19 protein-coding genes are annotated in these 19,870 nt (G+C 32.8%); 11 read left to right on the top strand and 8 right to left on the bottom strand.

Translation table 11 applies throughout. The annotated features are described in order from the left end of the window. Window positions 1-122: 122 nt before the first annotated feature. The 7 genes from CKV65_RS08630 to CKV65_RS08600 are packed head-to-tail and all read left to right on the top strand — an operon-like array spanning window position 123 to window position 7,525. Complete coding sequence (locus CKV65_RS08630; protein WP_027890050.1) at window positions 123-887, top strand: ABC transporter ATP-binding protein; 765 nt, start codon at window positions 123-125, stop codon at window positions 885-887. A 13-nt stretch (window positions 888-900) separates the two neighbouring features. Next, window positions 901-1,812 carry an ABC transporter permease gene (locus CKV65_RS08625; protein WP_081654847.1) on the top strand — a complete coding sequence of 304 codons (912 nt, stop codon included), beginning with the start codon at window positions 901-903 and terminating at the stop codon, window positions 1,810-1,812. A gap of 20 nt (window positions 1,813-1,832) precedes the next feature. After that, window positions 1,833-2,879 (top strand): ABC transporter substrate-binding protein, encoded by a 1,047-nt coding sequence (locus tag CKV65_RS08620; RefSeq protein ID WP_051177603.1) that lies wholly within the window; start codon window positions 1,833-1,835, stop codon window positions 2,877-2,879. A gap of 30 nt (window positions 2,880-2,909) precedes the next feature. Next, on the top strand, window positions 2,910-3,944 hold the full coding sequence (locus CKV65_RS08615) for an ABC transporter substrate-binding protein (RefSeq protein WP_027890049.1): 1,035 nt from the start codon (window positions 2,910-2,912) through the stop codon (window positions 3,942-3,944). Window positions 3,945-3,955: 11 nt separating this feature from the next. Next, a complete protein-coding gene (gene allB / locus CKV65_RS08610; RefSeq protein WP_027890048.1) occupies window positions 3,956-5,308 on the top strand; it encodes an allantoinase AllB in 1,353 nt (450 codons plus the stop codon). Window positions 5,309-5,323: 15 nt separating this feature from the next. Beyond that, a complete protein-coding gene (locus tag CKV65_RS08605) occupies window positions 5,324-6,265 on the top strand; it encodes a 2-hydroxyacid dehydrogenase (RefSeq protein WP_027890047.1) in 942 nt (313 codons plus the stop codon). Window positions 6,266-6,277: 12 nt separating this feature from the next. Next, a complete protein-coding gene (locus tag CKV65_RS08600) occupies window positions 6,278-7,525 on the top strand; it encodes a M20 family metallo-hydrolase (protein WP_027890046.1) in 1,248 nt (415 codons plus the stop codon). On the opposite strand, the gene CKV65_RS08595 is transcribed toward CKV65_RS08600, so the two are convergent. Further along, window positions 7,526-9,109 carry a PucR family transcriptional regulator gene (locus CKV65_RS08595; protein ID WP_027890045.1) on the bottom strand — a complete coding sequence of 528 codons (1,584 nt, stop codon included), beginning with the start codon at window positions 9,107-9,109 and terminating at the stop codon, window positions 7,526-7,528. A gap of 90 nt (window positions 9,110-9,199) precedes the next feature. On the opposite strand from CKV65_RS08595, the gene CKV65_RS08590 reads away from it, so the two are divergent. The 3 genes from CKV65_RS08590 to dctA all read left to right on the top strand — a co-directional run bounded on the left by CKV65_RS08590 (window position 9,200) and on the right by dctA (window position 12,584). Further along, window positions 9,200-10,435 carry a M20 family metallo-hydrolase gene (locus tag CKV65_RS08590; protein WP_095197707.1) on the top strand — a complete coding sequence of 412 codons (1,236 nt, stop codon included), beginning with the start codon at window positions 9,200-9,202 and terminating at the stop codon, window positions 10,433-10,435. Continuing rightward, window positions 10,422-11,183, top strand: a complete 762-nt coding sequence (gene allE, locus CKV65_RS08585; protein WP_027890043.1) for a (S)-ureidoglycine aminohydrolase — start codon at window positions 10,422-10,424, stop codon at window positions 11,181-11,183. Before CKV65_RS08590 ends, allE begins: the two co-directional genes overlap by 14 nt. Window positions 11,184-11,291: 108 nt before the next feature. Next, window positions 11,292-12,584: a C4-dicarboxylate transporter DctA gene (gene dctA, locus CKV65_RS08580; RefSeq protein ID WP_027890042.1), complete on the top strand. Its 1,293-nt coding sequence runs from the start codon at window positions 11,292-11,294 to the stop codon at window positions 12,582-12,584. A 64-nt stretch (window positions 12,585-12,648) separates the two neighbouring features. Here dctA and CKV65_RS08575 read toward each other — a convergent pair whose 3' ends face one another. The 7 genes from CKV65_RS08575 to CKV65_RS08545 all read right to left on the bottom strand — a co-directional run bounded on the left by CKV65_RS08575 (window position 12,649) and on the right by CKV65_RS08545 (window position 18,585). Then, entirely contained in the window at window positions 12,649-13,959 is a 1,311-nt protein-coding gene (locus CKV65_RS08575; protein WP_027890041.1) for a dicarboxylate/amino acid:cation symporter, read from the bottom strand. A gap of 424 nt (window positions 13,960-14,383) precedes the next feature. Continuing rightward, the gene (gene larE / locus CKV65_RS08570; protein ID WP_051177602.1) at window positions 14,384-15,187 is read right to left on the bottom strand and encodes an ATP-dependent sacrificial sulfur transferase LarE; all 804 of its coding nucleotides are present in this window, start codon (window positions 15,185-15,187) and stop codon (window positions 14,384-14,386) included. After that, window positions 15,180-15,644, bottom strand: coding sequence for a nickel pincer cofactor biosynthesis protein LarC2 (gene larC2 / locus CKV65_RS08565; RefSeq protein WP_027890039.1), 465 nt, complete (start codon window positions 15,642-15,644; stop codon window positions 15,180-15,182). The genes larE and larC2 overlap by 8 nt, the downstream gene beginning before the upstream one ends. Window positions 15,645-15,798: 154 nt before the next feature. Further along, window positions 15,799-16,554: a nickel pincer cofactor biosynthesis protein LarB gene (gene larB, locus CKV65_RS08560; protein ID WP_027890038.1), complete on the bottom strand. Its 756-nt coding sequence runs from the start codon at window positions 16,552-16,554 to the stop codon at window positions 15,799-15,801. A gap of 3 nt (window positions 16,555-16,557) precedes the next feature. Beyond that, window positions 16,558-17,163 (bottom strand): DedA family protein, encoded by a 606-nt coding sequence (locus tag CKV65_RS08555; RefSeq protein WP_027890037.1) that lies wholly within the window; start codon window positions 17,161-17,163, stop codon window positions 16,558-16,560. Window positions 17,164-17,208: 45 nt separating this feature from the next. Next, the gene (locus CKV65_RS08550) at window positions 17,209-17,784 is read right to left on the bottom strand and encodes a TMEM165/GDT1 family protein (RefSeq protein WP_027890036.1); all 576 of its coding nucleotides are present in this window, start codon (window positions 17,782-17,784) and stop codon (window positions 17,209-17,211) included. A 270-nt stretch (window positions 17,785-18,054) separates the two neighbouring features. Further along, the gene (locus CKV65_RS08545) at window positions 18,055-18,585 is read right to left on the bottom strand and encodes a GNAT family N-acetyltransferase (RefSeq protein WP_027890035.1); all 531 of its coding nucleotides are present in this window, start codon (window positions 18,583-18,585) and stop codon (window positions 18,055-18,057) included. A gap of 146 nt (window positions 18,586-18,731) precedes the next feature. On the opposite strand from CKV65_RS08545, the gene CKV65_RS08540 reads away from it, so the two are divergent. Then, window positions 18,732-19,751, top strand: a complete 1,020-nt coding sequence (locus CKV65_RS08540; protein WP_027890034.1) for a mechanosensitive ion channel family protein — start codon at window positions 18,732-18,734, stop codon at window positions 19,749-19,751. The last annotated feature ends 119 nt before the right edge of the window (window positions 19,752-19,870 follow it).

Below are 19,870 nucleotides of genomic sequence, written 5' to 3'. Positions count from 1 at the left end.
TGCACATTGTAGAAAGATTTGTTATATCATATAATAATTACATCATTTTCATATGAAATTTGCAAAGGCGCAAAACTTATTAAAGAGTTTTGCGCCTTTTTGTTTTGGGGAAGGGAAAGTATATGAGTGTAGAATTTATAAATATTCATAAATCTTTTGATGAGGTTAATGGTAAACCTAAATATATACTTGAAGATATAAATTTAAAAATAAAAACAGGAGAATTTATTTGTGTTTTGGGAAAAAGTGGTTGCGGTAAATCAACTATGCTGAATTTATTAGCAGGATATTTAAAACCAGATAAAGGCAGAATTATTGTTGATGGTGTAGATGTAAATGGACCATCAGCACAACGTGGAGTTGTTTTCCAACAGCATGCTTTATTTCCATGGTATACAGTAAAAGAAAATATTGAATTCGGTTTAAAACTAAAGAAACATAAAAAATCTGAAGTAGAAAAAATTGCCAAACAATATATAGATATGATTGGATTGCAAGGATATGAAAATGCTTATCCAGCAGAATTATCAGGTGGTATGGCACAGCGTGTAGGAATTGCTAGAGCACTTGTTAATAATCCGCAAGTGTTATTAATGGATGAACCTCTTGGCGCTCTTGATGCAATGACAAGGGATACAATGCGTAAAGAATTAATTCGTATTTGGCAAATAAGTAAGAAGACAATTTTCTTTATTACACATAGTGTTCCAGAAGCTGTTTATTTAGCAGATAGAGTTATTTTGTTAAAACAAGGACACATTGCTATGGATACACCAATTAATTTAGTAAGACCTAGAGATATTCGTTCAAAAGAATTTAATGAATACGTTGATTTATTCTCTAAGGGTTTAACAGATGGCTCTAATATGGATGTAATTGTTGAGTAAAGGAGGAAGTATTATGAATGGTCAGCTATTAGAAAATAAAGAGATATCTGTACATGATTTTTTAGTACAGTCACAGTATGTAGTGGAACCAGATTTTGAAGAAGAAATTATTCCACGAAAAATAGTGGAAGCTCATCGAGCTAGGATGAATACGTATTATAAGATTTTTTCTTTATTATTCTTCTTCGGCTTATGGCAGTTAATCAGTTATTTAAATGGCTTAAATGAATGGTTTAATCCAGTATTTTTACCTTCTCCTGCAATGGTTATTGAAACGGCTTATGACTATATTATTGATGGAACATTGATTGGACATATAGGCATGAGTTTTTATCGAATGATAATAGGTTTTGTAATCGGTGTAGTGATTGCAGTTGTGTTGGGAATATTGATTGCAACGAAAAGAGATTTTGATAATATATTCACTCCTATCTTAAATCTTGTTGGACCTATTCCAGTATTTGCATTTTTACCGATGTTTTTGATTTGGTTTGGTATAGGTGAATCTTCAAAAATTGCTTTAATCGCTTATGCTACATTTGTACCGCTTATCACTTACGTTATTGATGGTATAAAAAATACTGACCCAGTATTAATTCGTTCAGCGCGTAGCTTAGGTGCAACGCCATTCCAAGTATTTACAAAAGTTATTTTTAAATCAGCTATGCCACATATTTTTGCTGGTATGAAAATAAGCTTAGCACTTACTTTTTCCGCTTTAGTTGTAGCAGAAATGATGGGTGCTTCTGAAGGTTTAGGCTATATTATTGTAAATGCTAAGAACTGGTTTAAAATGGCTGATATGTTTTTAGCAGCAACCTTAATTGGTTTAGAATATACAATCTTCTATGGAATTTTAACTTTGATAGAAAAAAGATTATTCCGTTGGAAAAAAGTTGGTATGAGTAAAGCTGTAGAAAATTAACAAGAAAGTGGGGAATGTACATGAATAAGAAAAATTTTTGGAAGAAATTTTTAGCAGTAGCTACATGTGCTGTATTTTGCTTAGGTGTATTAAGTGGATGCGGTAGCGAAAAGACACAGGAAAAAGCACAAAATGATGCTACTAGTGGCAAATTGATTGCATATGGAGAATTAGACCCACAGGTATCAGGTCAGCAAATCATCGCAGAAGAAAAAGGCTTTTTTAAAGAAGAAGGATTAGATATTGAAAACAAATTGATGACTGGACCAGATGAAAACGCTTCATTAGTTGCCAGTGGTGATGCAAAGGTTTGTTTTGGTTCTATGTATAACAACATTTCTGTTACAGCAAATGGTGTAAAAGTAAAAGTTGTATCTCCACTTGTTAATGCAGCTGGAACGCAGAGTGTAGTAGCACGTAAAGGTCTTGAAATAAATAGCCCGAAAGATTTAGAAGGCAAAAAAATTGGTATGACTAATGGTGCAGGTGTACTCATTGCTATTAGAAATATGTGCAAAGCTACAGGTGTAGATGTAAATAAAATTCAGTTTGTAAATTTAGGTGTTTCTGACCAATTAGCTGCTTTAGATAGAGGCGATATCGATGCTATGGCAGCTTGGGAACCTTGGGTTGGTAAAGCTATTGACCATGGTGGAACATTGCTCTTTAGTGGTACTAAATCTAATTTACCAGGAGCAGAAGGCGATGTTCATTGGATTGATTTTTATATGACATTACAGGTAACTCAAGATTTTTATGATAAAAACCCAGAAACAGTAGAAAAATTATTGCGTGCTTTGGATAAAGCAACAAACTATATTAATGAACATCCAGAAGATGCAGCTAAGATTATAGCTAAACGCATTAATATAGATGAAAAAGAATGTTTACGTATTATGCAAGAAAACAAATACACTATGCAGTATGACCAACAATTTGTTGATGGCGCTAATAATATGGCAAACTTCATGTTAGAAATGGGCAATATTAAATCAGTACCAAATACTGATGAATATTTAGACCCAACGATGTTGAAAAAGGTAGTTCCTGATGAAGTGAAATTATAATTTTGCTTATAAGAAAAGAGATGGATTGTGATGAATTGGAAGAAAATGATAGCAGTTGTCGCTTGTGCGATGACTTTGACAAGCGTAATGGCTGGTTGCGGACAAGATAAAAGCAAAGAAGCATCAAAAGATGCTTCTTCTACAGAAATTGTAGCTTATGGTGTAATTGACCCACAGATTTCAGCGCAACAGATTATTGCAGATAAAAAAGGCTATTTTAAAGAAGAAGGATTGAACGTTACTAACAAATTTATACAATCAGGTGGCGATATGTCTTCTTTGATATCTGGTGGTTCAGCACAGGTTTCATTTGAATCACCGTATACAGATATTGCTTTAGCAGCTAATGGCGTAGGTGTAAAAATCGTAGCTCCAATGGCTAACATTGGTAATACACAAGCTGTAGTTGCTAGAAAAAATGCCAATATCGTAAATGGTAAAGATTTAGAAGGCAAAAAAGTAGGTATACCAGCGGGTGCTGGCGTTATGATTGCTATTCGCAATATGTGCAATGAATTAAATGTTGATATAAATAAAATTCAATTTGTTACTTTAGGCCCAAGTGATGCGATTGCAGCTTTGGAAAAAGGTGATATTGATGCAATGGCTTGCTGGGAACCATGGATAAGCAATGCACAGAATAATGGAGGAAAATTATTATTCAGTGGTTTGAAGTCTTATTTAGGTGATAAACAAGGTGATGTAAACTGGATGAATTTCTATACTACTATGCAAGTATCAGATACATTCTTGAAAGAACATCCAGAAGAGGTAAAAGCAATGCTTAGAGCTTTGAAAAAAGCAACAGATTTTATAAATGAAAATCCTGATGAAGCTGCAGAAATTATAGCAAAAGAAATAAATCTTGATACAGCACAAGTAAAGAAAATTATGAGTCAAAATCAGTATCAAATGGTATATGATGATAAATTTGTAAATTCTTGTGGTGAAATCGCAGACTTTATGAAGGAAACAAATAATATTTCAAATAAACCAGATTTTGGGAAATATGCAGATTCAAGTATTTTAAAATCTGTAGATGAAACACTTGTCACTGTTAAATAAGGAGTAGTATTATGCTGGATTTATTGATAAGAAATGCTCAAATTGTTACAGAAAAAGAAATATTAACAGGAAATGTAGGCATTAAAGACGGAAAAATAGAGGTTATCACTTCTAAAGATGTATTAGCTAAAGAAGTAATAGATATTGATAATAAGTATTTGCTTCCAGGTGTGATTGATGAACACGTACATTTTAATGACCCTGGATATACATGGCGAGAAGATTTTTATCATGGAAGTAAAGCGGCTGCTAAAGGCGGTGTTACAACCGTTATAGATATGCCGATGCAAAATAAACCAGCAGTTACAACAGCTGATATATTTTTAGGTAAAGAAAAATTGTTAAAAGATAAATCCTTCGTAGATTATGGTTTTTGGGGAGGATTAGTACATGGCAATGAAAATGAATTGAAAAAAATGGATGAAGCTGGAGCTTTAGCTTTTAAATGCTTTATGTGTGACCCTGGTAAAGACTACACAGAATTGTCTTTAGATGAAATTCGTCAAAGAATAGAACTTTTAAAAGAATTTGATGGATTAGCAGGTTTTCATTGTGAAGATTACAAAAACATAAAAGAAAATGAAACAAATGCTATTGAAAAAGGTACAGTGTCTGCTGAAGATTATTTAAAAGCTCGTCCAGTAGAAGCTGAATTAAAAGCTGTAAAAGATATCATTGAAATTTTACAGAAAACAGAAGGCAAAGCACATATTTGCCATGTATCTCATCCGAAAGTTGCTCAGTGCATAAAAGAAGCAAAGGAAAAGGGCATTAATATAACAGCGGAAACCTGTGCACATTATTTATTATTCACAGGTGATGATTTGATAAATAAAGGAGCTATATTTAAATGTTCTCCACCATTGCGTTCTAGAAAAGCAGCCGATGATTTATGGAATTATGTTGTAGATGGAACATTAGATTGTATTTGTTCTGACCATTCACCTTGTCAAATTTCTGAAAAAGATGCGACAAATGATAAAGGCGTTTTCGGTGCATGGGGCGGATTAAGTGGCGTACAGACTAGTTTGCAAACTTTTTGGGATTATGCAGTGAATAAAAAAGGATGCTCTCCTGTACTTGTTGCAAAAGTAATGGCACAAAATCCTGCTAAAGTATTTGGTATTTATGGCAGAAAAGGAGCTATAAAAGAAGGTTTTGATGCGGATTTTGCAGTAGTTGATGATAAAAAGCCGTGGAAGATAGTTGCCGATGAGCTAGAATATAAAAATAAATTTTCTGCTTTTTGTGGTTTAACAGGAATGGGTTTACCTGTGATGACTATTGTTCGTGGCAATGTAGTTTATAATAAAAAATCTTTTAGTGATAAATGTTTGGGACAATTTATAAAAAAGTTAAAGTAATTGGAGTGGATATTTGTGAAGATAGCAATTATTGAACCATTAGGAATTGATGAAAAAGCTGTAGAAAAATTAAAACAAGATTTTTTACCAGAAGATATTGAACTTGTGTATTACAATAGCGCACCACAAGATGATGAAGAAAAAATAAAACGTTCCGAAAACGCAGATATTGTAATGTTGGCTAATATGCCTTTGAGAAAAGATGTATTGGAAAAATGCACTAAATTAAAAATGCTTTCTGTTGCATTTACCGGTGTAGACCATGTAGATATGGATTATTGCAAAGCAAATAATATCATGGTTTGCAATTGTTCTGGTTATGCTAATGAAGCTGTTTGTGAATTGGTTTTTGGTATGGTTGTTGATTTATATCGCAATATTTTTGCAGCAGATGAAGCTGTTCGCACAGGTAAAACAAAAGCAGGACTCAGCCAATTTGAACTTTGCGGCAAAAAGTTCGGCATCATTGGAGCTGGTGCTATTGGCTTAAAAGTAGCAAATGTAGCAAAAGCATTTGGTTGTGATGTATATGCTTATAGCCGTACACCTAAAGATATTGATGGCATAAAATTTGTAGGCTTAGATGAATTATTATCTACTTGCGATGTAGTATCTGTACATGTACCACTCACTAAGCAGACAAAAGACTTAATTAATGCAGAAAATATCACAAAAATGAAATCAACAGCATTGCTTATAAACACAGCACGTGGACCTGTAGTCAATGCTAAAGCATTAGCTGATGCACTTAAAAATAATACTATTGCTGGTGCTGGCGTTGATGTTTTTGATAATGAACCACCAATTGCAATGGATAATCCACTTCTCAGTGCACCAAATGTTGTTTTGACACCACATATTGGTTTTGCGACAAAAGAAGCTATGGAAAAAAGAGCTGTTATTGCTTTTACGAATATCAATAAATATTTGATGGGAAAACCACAAAATATTATGTAATAGGTGATGGAAATGGAAATTAAAGCAAATGCAGAAAATATAAAAACATGGTTGGAAACAATTAATACATTTAATTCCACACCAGAATTTGGCACAACACGAGTTTTATTTACTGATGTAGAAGTAAAAGCAAGAGAATATGTAAAATCTGAAATGCGAAAATTAAATCTGAAAGTACATGAAGATGCTATAGGCAATATTTTTGGTGTACTTGAAGGAACACGACCAGAATTGCCACCTATTTGGACTGGCTCACATATTGATACAGTATTAAATGCTGGTATGTTTGATGGTATGAGTGGCGTTGTTGCAGGTCTTGAAGCTGTAAGACTCATTCAGGCAAATAATTTAAAACATGAAAGAAATATAATTGTTGTTGTATACACATCAGAAGAACCAACTCGTTTTAAACTTGGCTGTTTAGGCAGTCGTGCTATGGCGGGCAAGCTTGATGAAAAACAGGCTAAAGAATTGGTTGATGATGATGGCAATACTTTGTATAAAGTGCTTACAAAACTTGGATTTCCTGTGCAAGATTTTGATAAAGTACCAATAAAAAAAGGCTCCGTTTATGGAGCTGTAGAATTGCATATTGACCAAAATGGTGTTTTAGAAAAAGCTGGAAAACCAATTGGCATAGTAAAAACCATTTGTGCACCGAGCGTTTTTGATGTAGAAGTTGTTGGCAAGCAATCACATGCAGGCGGAACAACAATGGAAGATAGACAAGATGCATTCATGGCAACAGCAGAAATAGCTTTAGCTTTAGAAAAATTAGGAAAGACTTCGCAAAGTGAATATACTACAACTACAATTGGCAGAGTACAGGTAATACCAAATGCAGTTAATGTAATACCGGGAAAAGTTATATCCTCTATCGATATTAGAGACTGCGATTATGATTATAAAAATGATTTGATTGCAAAATTAAAAGAAGAGATAAAAGCTATTGCTAAGAAAAGAAATGTAGTAGTGAATATCACTCAATATAATAATGATTATCCGATGAAATGTGATGAAAATATCATAAAAAAATTGGAAGCAGCATGTGAAAAAGAAAATACATCGTATATTAAAACAATAAGCGGTGCATTTCATGATTCCATGTTAGTAGGAGAATTTGCTCCTGTAGCGATGATTTTTGTACCAAGTAAAGATGGTATAAGTCATAGTCCAAATGAATGGACAGATTTTGCGGATATCGCAGCTGGAGCTAATATTTTGACTGATGTTTTAGTTGAACTGGCAAATGAAGTTTAATTATACTTCAAGCGCAGCTAAACTTAAATAGATGAGAATGTTTTCATTTGAATTATTGAAATCAGTTTGAAGAATTTCTTTTATCTTTTCTAATCTATTTAACATGGTATTGCGATGTAAATAAAGAATTTTTGCAGCTTGACTGGCATTGTAATTACAGGAAAAATAAACTTTTAAAGTATGAACGAGTTTCGTATCATTTTGGCAGTCAAAATCTAAAAGTGGTTGCAATATGTTGTGAATTAATAAATTAGAAGAAGATTGATTTAATAAATGTAATGGTATTTGATGCAAATATGAACCTGGCTTAAAATCATTTATCTGTTGTTGATGTTGAAGTGATTTGAGACTTTCTTTAAAAGCTCGACTGATATTAGTGATTTTTTTATGGCAGGCACTGATGCCCATGAAAATTGGTATTTCATTAAAATTAGTTTGTAAATTTAATGCGAAGTTTTGCACTTGATGTAATGCTTGCAATCGATGATAATTTGCTGGAAATAAAAAGTAAATGCAAAATAAGTTGTTATTAAAACATGTAAAAATACTGCAATATTCTAATGAAGTATTTTTTACAAACTTGTTTAGTTTTGGCAAGAATGATGATTTTGCTTTTTCAGGAATGTTTTGCAAGGATATAGTTAGGCAAATCCATTCTTTGCGATAATCAAAACCGTAAAAAGAGCATAGTTTTTTTATTTCTTCTACATTATTTTGTTTATGGTGAACGAGAAAATGTAAGAAAAAGGTTGAATTATTACTGTAACTGGTGCTTAGTGTTTGATTTTGAACACAAGCAAATGTTAAAAGTTGAATTATATTTTGAAGAAATTTTGAAGTAGGTATTAATGAAATGGAATTTTGTTTATGCAAAAAGCATAAATAACCCGCTTGATTATAAAGTGAAAAAGTTTGTAGTGAGTAGTTTTGACCATTTATTTTGCAAAAACTATCAGCAGTGTTTTTCATTATTTGTAAAGAAAGAAAATCTGTTAGGGAACGTAAATCGTCTTCATTTATATCATTATTTTTATAAGGAAAAGCGCTGGCTATTGGAGTGTAATTTATATCTATTAATAAAACAGGTATAACAAAAAAGCGAGCAATTTGTTGTAAAGAAGTAGATATTGGTTCATGATTTAATATTTGCTGCATAAAATTGGATAAAAAACGTTGTTCATGTTCTGCTTGAGTATTTTTTTCTTTATAAATCTGTTGAAATATCAGCTGTGATATTTCTGAAAATGAATAGAAATACGGTAGTTCAATGATTGGAAAGTCAAGTTTCTTGGCTTCATCAATCATAGCTTCAGGAATTTGACGAAAAAAGCGTTTTGTTTTTATTGCCAGTGCAGTACAGCCAATATCACTCATATCCTTTATCATTTGGCGCTGTAGCATAGGGTCATCTTTAAAGCAATAACCAGTGGTTAAAATCAATTCATTTTGTTTGAACCATTTTAAAACATCTGGATTATCTAAAACGTTAACGCTTTTAATTTCTTTTAAAATGTGATTTTCTCCAGTAATGAGGCGTAAATTATTTAAACTGCTTTCTTGAATTAACCAATTTAAAGTAGGCATAGAAAAATCTCCTTGAAAAATAGATTAATTAAAATTATATCACGTGTTGTATTGATAGAAATATATATTATTAATGAAAGAAGTGTCAAAGTGAATACTACCGATAGAATTAAGGAAACCTTAGAAACATTGAAGATATTTTCTGAGACAACAAATGGCGTAACGAGGTTACCTTTTACTAAGGAAGCTAAGTTAGCTGTGAATTTTTTAAAACAGAAAATGGAAGAAGCAGGACTTGAAGTATTTATTGATGCCTCTGGAGCTGTTCATGGTATTAGACCGGGCATTTCTTCACGAAAAATAATAATTGGTTCACATTATGATTCAGTAAAATCTGGTGGAGCATATGATGGAATAGCCGGCGTAGTTTGTGGCATTGAGATAGCTCGTCTTTTAAAATATGAAACATTGTTTTATACGCTAGAAGTCATCGGTTTTAATGATGAAGAAGGCGTTCGTTTTGGTACTGGATTTTTCTCTAGCAAAGCTTTTTTAGGAGAATGGGATATTGAAAAATTAAAACATCAATATGATGAACAAGGAATAAGCGTTTATGAAGCTATGAAATCATGGAATTTAGTACCAGAACAATTGATAAATAGTGTTTGGAAGTTGTCACAAATTCGTTGTTTTATGGAAATTCATATCGAACAAGGACCGGTTTTAGAAAAAGAAGCCGTAGAACTTGGTATCGTAAATGGTATTGTAGGCATGAAACGATACAATATTCAGGTATTTGGCAGAGCTGACCATGCAGGAACAACACCGATGAATATGCGATATGACGCGCTTACAGGAACAGCTACTGTGATTGAATATATAGAAAAAGCAGCTAAAAAATATGCTGGAGCTGTTGCAACTGTAGGAGCATGTGAAGTTTCTCCAAATGCTGTAAATACAGTACCTGAAAAAGTGAAATTTTCCTTAGATATACGCAGTATGAATAATGATGATTTACATGCATTAGAAAAAGATATATTAACGTATTTGGAAAAGACAGCACAAGAACGCAATTTAACATATGAAATGCAAACAAAATTAGAAGTTGAACCATCTGATATGGATGATACATTGAAGTCTTATTTAAGACAGAGCATTTTAAAATTAGGTTATTCTTCCATAAATATAAACAGTGGAGCAGGTCATGATGCTTTACCGATTTCACGTAAATTACCTACGGCAATGTTATTTGTGCCTAGTAAGGGTGGTAGAAGCCATTGCCCAGAAGAATATAGTAAACCAGAAAACCTAGCAAAAGCTGTTCATGTTATGTTAGATACAATTAAAAAAATAAACAATGAGGAGAATATAAATGAGTTATCCTAAAGATATTTTAAGTACAAGAGTTGTTGTAAAACCAGGTATTTTTGCTGTTTTACCAGAAGATGGATTAGTAAATAATGTAATTCCAGCTATAAAAAATTGCCGAGTAAGCATCGTGGCTTCACCTAAAATGGGTGCAAGTTTTGTAGAATACATTATAACAGCAGAGCCTGGCGGATATTCTACTAAACATTTAGCTTCTGAAGAAGGTGTAGAAAGCTTTTTATATTGCATTGAAGGCAGTGTAGAATGTTCAGTGGGATTAGATGTTTATAATTTAACAGCAGGTGGTTATATTTTTGCTCCATCTGATACTGGCATAAAATTTAAATGTGCAGAAAAAGCAAAATTCCTCTTTTATAAACAAAGATACATTCCACTCGCAGGTGGAGAAAAACCATACGTATGTGTAGGCAATGTCAATGATATGGAATATCAAGAATATGAAGGTATGGAAAATGTTTTCATAAAGGATTTATTACCAAAAGATTTGGCTTTTGATATGAATATGCATATCTTATCTTTTAATCCTGGTGGGTGTCATTCATTCATTGAAACACATGTACAGGAACATGGAGCATATATTTTATCTGGCGAAGGTATGTATTTTATGGAAAATTCTTGGATGCCGATTAAAAAGAATGACTTCATGTGGTTTGGCCCATATGTTGCACAGGGTTGTTACGGTGTAGGTAGAGAACCATTTGCCTATATTTACTCTAAAGATTGTAATCGTGATGTAGAAATATAAAAATATAAATCTAGACAGTGTAGTCTTATGATAATTTGTAGATTGTGAATTAAAAGCAACTGGCATTTTGTCGGTTGCTTTTTTGTTTTAAATAAAGGAGTGGTAATAATGGTAGCGAAAATAAAGAGTTCATTATTTTTACAAGTTGTATTAGCCTTGATATTAGGGCTGATTGTTGGTGTGGTATTTCCAACGCAAGCTCAAGCTTTAAAACCGCTTGGCGATTTATTCATACGATTTATACAATTATTGATTGCTCCGATTGTTTTTTGCGTAGTTGTAAATGGAATTTCTGGTGTAGGTAATATTAAAAAAGTTGGAACTGTAGGCGTAAAGACAATATTTTATTTTGAATGTGTAACGACAATTGCTTTAGCTTTAGGTTTAGTATTAGGTTTAAATAGTAATATTGGTATGGGCATGAATATTGACCCATCTAGCTTAGATGCTTCAGCAATCAGTGCGTATACAGAAAGAGCTCAAACGATAAGCCAAGCCGGTGGCGTATCATTTTTGATGAATCTGGTACCGACAACTGTTGTAGGTGCTTTTGCTAAAGGTGATATTTTACAGGTATTAGTATTTTCAATTATATTTGCGTGTTCTTTAAATTTAGTAAAAGATAAAGCTTCTATTGTAGTTAAAGCTGTATCTGAATTAAGCACTGTATTTTTTAGAGCTATGGGAATTATTGTTCGTTTTGCACCAGTTGGTGTATTTGGAGCAGTAGCTTTTACAGTAGGTAAATATGGTTTAGACTCTTTAGGTCATTTAGGTGCATTAGTTGGTTTATATTTTGTAACTTGTATATTATTTGTAATTGTTGTCTTAGGCGGAATTTTAAGATTGTGTGGCATAAATTTATTCCAATTTTTAAGATATTTACGAGAAGAATTGATGATTGTATTTGCTACGACAGCATCAGATAGCGTATTGCCACAGATTATGAAAAAACTAGAAAATATGGGCATAAAATCTTCAACAGTAGGTTTAGTTATTCCAACAGGATATTCATTTAATTTAGACGGTTTTTCAATTTATTTGACATTGGCTACGATTTTCATAGCTCATGCGACAAATGTAGATTTAGCTTTTTCTGATTTATTGATGATTATCATAGTGTCAATGATTGCTTCAAAAGGTGCACATGGTGTTCCAGGTTCTGCAATCGTAATTTTAGCAGCAACATTATCAGCTATACCAGCAATTCCGATGATTGGTTTAGTATTGATTTTATCAATTGATTGGTTTGTAGGTATTGCTAGAGCTGTAACTAATATCATCGGTAATTGCGTGGCAACAGTTGTCATTGCAAAATGGGAAGGTGATTTGGATATAGAACAGGCACATGAAGTTTTATCAAGTAAAGAAAAATTACAAGTTCAAAATGCTATACATTGATTTTGGGCAAATAAAAAGACGGAACAATTTAGTTCCGTCTTTTTTTATAAATCATATAATTAAATTATAATGTTGAAGGTACATCACTATCATCTAATTGACCTTTTAAGTCGTGGTCTGTCATGGCACAAACAGCGGAGTCTGACCAAACATTTTCTGCTGTTTCAATCATATCAATTATAGTGTAGATAGGTAAGATAACACCCATTAAACCGATTGGAGCGCCGATTGAAGACATTAAAGATAATGTTAAGAAATAGCAACCCATTGGCACGCCTGCATTACCAACAGCGGCGATAACGGCGATGAAGAGCCAAGTTATCATTGTGCCTAAAGATAATTCAAAACCAGCATTTTGCATAACAAATAGAGATGTTACTAAGATAAATGCAGCACAACCGTTCATGTTGATAGTTGTACAAATTGGTAAAACAAAGCGGGAAACTTTTGGATTTACTTTTAGATTTTCTTCAGAGCATGCAAGTGTTACAGGTAATGTACCAGCGGAGCTTTTGGTAAATAATGCAACAGCAAGAGCTGGTGCCATTTTGCGGAATACAACGAATGGATTGAGACCGCGAAGCAAAAGAATGAGTGGTAAAATGATGAAAATTTGAATAGCATTACCACCGAGAACTACGAGAGTGTATTTGCCAAGTGCACCTACAATAACGCCAGCTTCAATTTGAGCGGATAATTGGCCTGCGAAAGCAACAATACCTACTGGTAAAATGAAGAGTAACGCACGAATAAGTGTGAATGCTAATTCTTGTAATCCTTGAATAACACCTAATAATTGTTCACGTGCTTTAGTACGTGGCATAAATGCTAAAGCTAAACCTACAGCTGCAGCAATCAACATAACGGATAATACGTTACCAGAAACGAATGGTTGTAAAACATTATTCGGGATAACGGATAAAATATGGTCATAATAAGATAAAGACTTAAAGTTATCCATTGGAACTGCTGATTGACCAGAAGCGAGAAGGTCCATTGGTAAGTTGCTTGGAGAAATCCATAAATATAGGCATAAACCGATAGCGGCAGCGCAAATGGTAGTAAGTAATGTATAAAATACTGCATGACAGAAAATGCGCCCCGTTTCCTTATTATTGCCAAGTGCTGCTAAAGTAGTGATAACAGCTAATGCTATAGTAGGAATTGCGATGAATTGGAATAAACGAGTAAATACTGTTGCCACAAAATTGAAAAGTTCGTTAAGCCAGTGTATACCCATCCAGCCCAAGATGCCACCTAAAATAAGTGCTCCAAACCATAAAACAAATTGGCGACCTTGTGCTTTGGGCTTGTTTTCGCGCATTGCATTTTGCGCCGTTTCTTTTACAGAATTTTGTTTTTTGTTTTCAGCCATAAAAATCCCTCATTTCTTTTTAAATTTTTGCTTAACTTTATTTAGATATTATATCATAAGGATAAACTTAAATGTATTAAAAATATAGAGAATTTATATTTTAATAAATTATTTATCATACTAAAACTATAGGTAAAATGTAATTTTATATTTTATCATGACTAATGATAAATATATTACTGTATGAAGTTTGATAAAAAAGTAAAATTAAAAAACACTTGAAAAATATCAAGTGCTTTTTAATTTTTTAGAGAGTTGTATTATAGTAAAAGAAAGGGTTTAATTTAAATAAAATACAATAAAGTATTTTAAATAAAAAAATAAGACAAAGATATCGATTACGACGTCTTTGTCTTGCCTAAATAATATCACACAAAAAATAAAGTGTCAATATGTAAACTTTCTATGGCGCGAAATCAATATTTTAATTTTGTAATACAGTGTTATTACTACCCTTTTGATAGCCTGTTAAGTCAATCGTTACAAATTTAAAGCCGAGTTCTTTTAATTTAGTATTGATTAAATTTTTTGTTTTTGGTTCAAGGATTTTTGAAAGTTGATTATCTTCTACTTCAATTCTGGCTAAATCGCCATGATGGCGCACACGCATTTGACCATTGACAAATGGACGAATAATTGCTTCGGCTTGCGCTATTTGGTTTAATTTTTCTGGTGTTATTTCAATACCGTAAGCTAGTCGGGAAGCAAGACAAGCGGAGCTTGGTTTATTCCATACTGGTAAATTCCAATTTTTAGCCATTTGGCGAATTTCATCTTTAGTTATATGAAGTTCTAAAAATGGTGATTTTACTATTTCAAATTCTTTTAAAGCTATCATGCCAGGGCGATAATCACTTTTATCATCTTCATTAGAGCCTTCTAAAAGATAGTTATAATTATTTTTTTGACAAAAATCTTCCATGAATTTGAAGCGATTGATATGGCAATGATAGCAGCGCATTTTGTCATTTGCAATAAATTTATCATCTGCTAAATCGTTAAAATGGAATATTTCATGTCTTATGCCAATCAATTTTGCTATATTTTTTGCATCATTGATTTCAGTTTCTGTCATTAGCGAAGAAACGGCAGTGATGGCAATAGCTTTATCCCCTAGTGCTAAAAAGCAAGCTTTGGCAAGGGCTGAACTGTCTACACCGCCAGAAAAAGCTATAGCTACTGATTTATAGGATTTTATTAATTCGATTAATTGTTGCTGTTTATTCATTTTGTAATTCCTCATTTATTAGAAATAATGCTGTTTGTTGTACTTTTTTTAGTGGAACATTATATTTTTTCGCAGCTTTTTTACAGTCTTCGTATTCTGCGGATATATTTAAAATTTCATTATTTTTTTTAGCAATTTTGCAAGAGATTTTTCCATAAGGGGTATCGATAATTTTAAATTCTCGATTTAAGCTATAACGTATGATTGCTTCTTCGCGAATACCCAGTGTAGAAGTTTCGCTAAAAATTATATCAAGACATTTTTCTTTATCTTCGGGTTTGATTAATACAGATAAAGTGTTGGCAGTGCGAGATTTTTTCATATAAATAGGAGTTAGCCAAACATCTAATGCGCCATTTTGAAATAATTTTTCTGTAATATATTCATAGTTTTGAGGATTAAAATCATCGATATTACAAGATAAGGTGATTAATTTATCAATATTGTAATTTGCCATAAAGTTTACCTCGGTTTTTATCTTTATTTTAATATAATACTTATAGCTCACTTCAAGTCAATATTTTCAATAAAATGTTTTTTAGATAAAAAAACTAGATAAAATCAAATGTATTTGATATTTATCTAGTTATATATTTTATATTGGTGATTTTTTAACGCATGTGATTAATCATGCTAGCAAGACGACCAGCACCAAAGCCGTTATCTATATTCATGACAGCTACGCCAGCAGCACAGCTATTGAGCATAGCGAGCAGGGCTGAAAGACCGCCAAAGGAAGCACCGTAGCCGACACTTGTAGGCACGGCGATGACTGGTTTATTAGCAAGACCACCGACAACGCTAGCGAGAGCGCCTTCCATGCCTGCTGCAACGATGATGACATTAGCCTTATCGATTAAATCTTTGCGAGCTAATAAGCGATGAATACCTGCAACACCAACATCAAAGCAATATTCAACTTTATTATTCATGAGTTGGGCTGTAAGTCCAGCTTCTTTAGCAACAGGGATATCACTAGTACCTGCTGTCAATACGAGAATAAATCGCTTGTCATCAACAGGCGTATTATCTCTCTGTACATAAATGATGCGAGCTGCCTCATCATATAATGCTGTAGGAACTAACTTTAAGACAGCTTCATAATTTTCTTTTGTAGCACGAGATGCAATGATATTTTTTTGACTGTGATTAAATAGATTGAGGAAAATCTCAGCAATTTGTTGATTAGTTTTTCCTGCACAATAGATTACTTCTGGAAAATCTTGTCTATTTGCTCTGCTATGGTCAACTTTAGCAAATCCAATATCATCAAAACTGTCATTTTGGATTTTTTTCATGATTGTTGCATCGTTGATATTTCCTTGTTTATAAGCGTGAAGTAAATCTAGTAATTCAATATTATTCATTTTTTACAACCTTTTTTTATTGCGTTTATAGCGAATGAAGTAAAATAAGCAAATCAGTACGATGAGAGTAGCGACAATGAGGCTTGCTTCATGACCAACAGCGAGCATGCTTTTCCAATTATCGCCAAGGAGCCAACCAATGTAAAGAATAAACATTGTCCAAGGCAAAGAACCGAGGAAGGTATAGATAATAAATTTTTTCATGTTGACGCGGGCAAAACCAGCTGGTAAAGAGATAAATGTGCGAACAACTGGTAATATACGGCTAAAAAATACAGCTTTTACACCGTATTTATCGAACCAGCGTTGTGCTGTATCGACATGGGATTTTTTCATAAAGAAATATTTTCCATAACGGTCAATAAATGGTCTGCCACCATGTGAGCCTACATAATAAGTAACGATAGAACCAACCATACCACCAATCATGCCAGCAACAGTGGCATGGAAAAATTCCATTCTTCCTGCAGAAATTAAATATCCTGCAAAGCCTAAGATGAGTTCACTAGGAATTGGTATGCAGGCATTTTCAAGTCCCATAAGCACGGCTACAGCAACATAGCCCCATGTGTCAATAAAACTTAAAAACATCGTTGAAAATTGTTCCATTAAGATTATCCTTTCATTGTTATAAAATGATGTAAGGGTAAATTATCAATATAGATTTAAAATACCCATACTATTAAGAATACCTAAAACGCCGAATAAAATAAAGATAAAAGAAGCAACTTTTTTAATAATTTTATCAGGAACGTATTTGTGGAGTGCTGCACCTAGTGTAATGCCTATGCCATCAGCAACAAGCATACCAATAGTTGTTCCGAGTAAAATAACGAGTAAATCAGTACCAATTTGCGCGGAAAGTGCTACTGTTGCAAGCTGAGTTTTATCTCCCATTTCTGCAAGAAAGAAAGCAATGGCAACAGTCCAAAAAACACTGAAACGATTTTTTTCTGCTTCGTCTTCTAATTTATCATCTTTTAAAATCCATAAACCGAATACGATAAAAGCGATAGAAGCAACGATTTCTACAATATGTTGTGGTACAAGTGTGTTGAGATAAATACCTGCGGCAATGGCGATGAAATGATTTACTATGGTAGCAAATAAAACACCAAGCATTACTTTTTTCCATGGATATTTAGCAGCAAATGCCATGGCGAGTAATTGAGTTTTATCTCCCATTTCGGCTAAAACCACCATAAGAAAAGCTGTAGAAAAAATGACCATCTGAAAAATCTCTCCTTAAATAAAAATAATTTATAAGTATATGGGCAAAAAGAAAAGACTTTTGGTACGGATTTTATACTTTGTATAAAATCCGTACCAAAAGTCTCACTGTTGATGAAGTACATCAACGAATAAGCCAGATGCAAAAGCATCAGTATGTTGACTTATTCTAATAGCTACTCCCTTTTAGCCGATATAATTACCAATAAATTCATATATACACAAAAGATATAATACACAAAAATGAATATTTTAGCAAGATGTTTAAATTTATTTTTCTTGTTCTTTTTTCATGGCGAAATATTCTCGGTCGAGGATACCCAATATTATGAGATTTTCATAGACGCCATCAGTTAAAATCGTTTCACGAATAAGTCCTTCGCGGACAAGACCAGCTTTTTCATAGACGTGTAGTGCGCGAGCATTATAATCCTTGCAATCAAGCCAGGCTCTATGAAATTTTAAATCATCAAAAGCCCAAGATTTGAGCATTTCAAGAGTTTCTTGACCATAGCCTTTGCCTTTTGTATCCAGTATGATACGAGTCCATTCTATTTCCTTAGAAGGATTATCAAGTCCAGCAATCATCAAAAAGCCTACTTTTTCTTTTGCATCGATTGTTTCAATGATTAAATGTGTAGCAGATGGTGTATCGAGAGTTTGCATATGAACTTCGCGAGTGTATGGAATGACGTATTTAGCATTGCCAGGTTTATATTCTACTTCCATAATATAGTCCATGTCAGCTTCAGTTGCTTGACGAAATCTCAATCTTTTACCAGTTTTTATGATTTTTTCCATAATATTACCACCTTTTAATATGATTAACTAGTTAACAGTTTTTTATGTTTTTAACGATTTTTTTGTTAAGTTTATCGATTTTTAACTGACAGTTTATTAAAATTATAGTATACTTTTTTTAGTATAACAAATCGGGAGGGATAAAAGTGCATTTTGAATATCTGTTCGATATATTATTAATTCCTATCTGCATACAAATCGGTGCACTTGTTATAGGTTTTTTAATTAATAGAATAATTAATAGATATTTGCGTAGTAGTGTAGACCATGGTTCTTGGCAATATATTTTTATAAATGCTTTAAGAGGATTACCGATTTCGTGGTGCTCAGGCGTAGGTTTATATTGGACGATAAATTCACTTGATATACCACCGACGATAAATAAGTTACTTTCTTATCTATTATTTGCAGTGATTGTCTTTACGTTAACACGCGTAGTAGCTAGAACTTTATCGGGTATTATTGATTTTTATACAGTTCGCGACCAAAATATGCCAAAGACTTCATTGCTCAACAATGTAATTAATTTTGTAATTTATGCTATGGGCATTTTAATAGTTTTACAATATTATGGCATTTCTGTAGCTCCTATTTTAACAGCTTTAGGGGTTGGTGGTATGGCAGTGGCTCTTGCGCTTCAAGATACACTAGCAAATGTATTTTCAGGAATGCACTTGATATTGTCTAAACAATTGCGCTTAAATGATTATGTGCGATTGAGTACAGGTGAAGAAGGAAAAGTAACAGATATTACATGGCGTTTTACAACTCTTCAATCTGTTAGCAATAATGTAGTAGTAGTACCTAATCAGAATATTGCTAAAGCGATTATCACAAATTATAGCATGCCAAAACAAGATATAACAGTTAGCATAGCAATCGGGGTTAGCTATGATAGTGATTTGGAAAAGGTAGAAACTGTTTGTATTAGAGTTGGCAAAGCAGTATTATCAAAAATAGACCCAGCTGTGAAAGTTGCACCTGTTGTGCGTTATAATTTGTTAGCTGATTCTAGTATAAATTTTAATGTAATAATGCATGTCAGTGAATTTACTAATCAATATATAGTAAAGCATGAATTTATTAAAGCTATCATGAAGGAATTCCGCAAGGAAAATATTGAAATACCATTCCCAGTTAGAACTATAATAAATGGCAATCAATGATAAATAAATTTTATGACTTTTTTTCTAAAAAATAAATGAACAATATTAATAATAAACCTTTTTATTTTAGTATATATTTGATAAGATATACTTAACTAGACAAATTGATAATTCATTAG

Origin of the sequence: Megamonas hypermegale (assembly GCF_900187035.1) — a bacterium.
GTDB lineage: Bacteria > Bacillota > Negativicutes > Selenomonadales > Selenomonadaceae > Megamonas > Megamonas hypermegale.
This window is presented reverse-complemented; position numbering and strand designations above follow the sequence as displayed.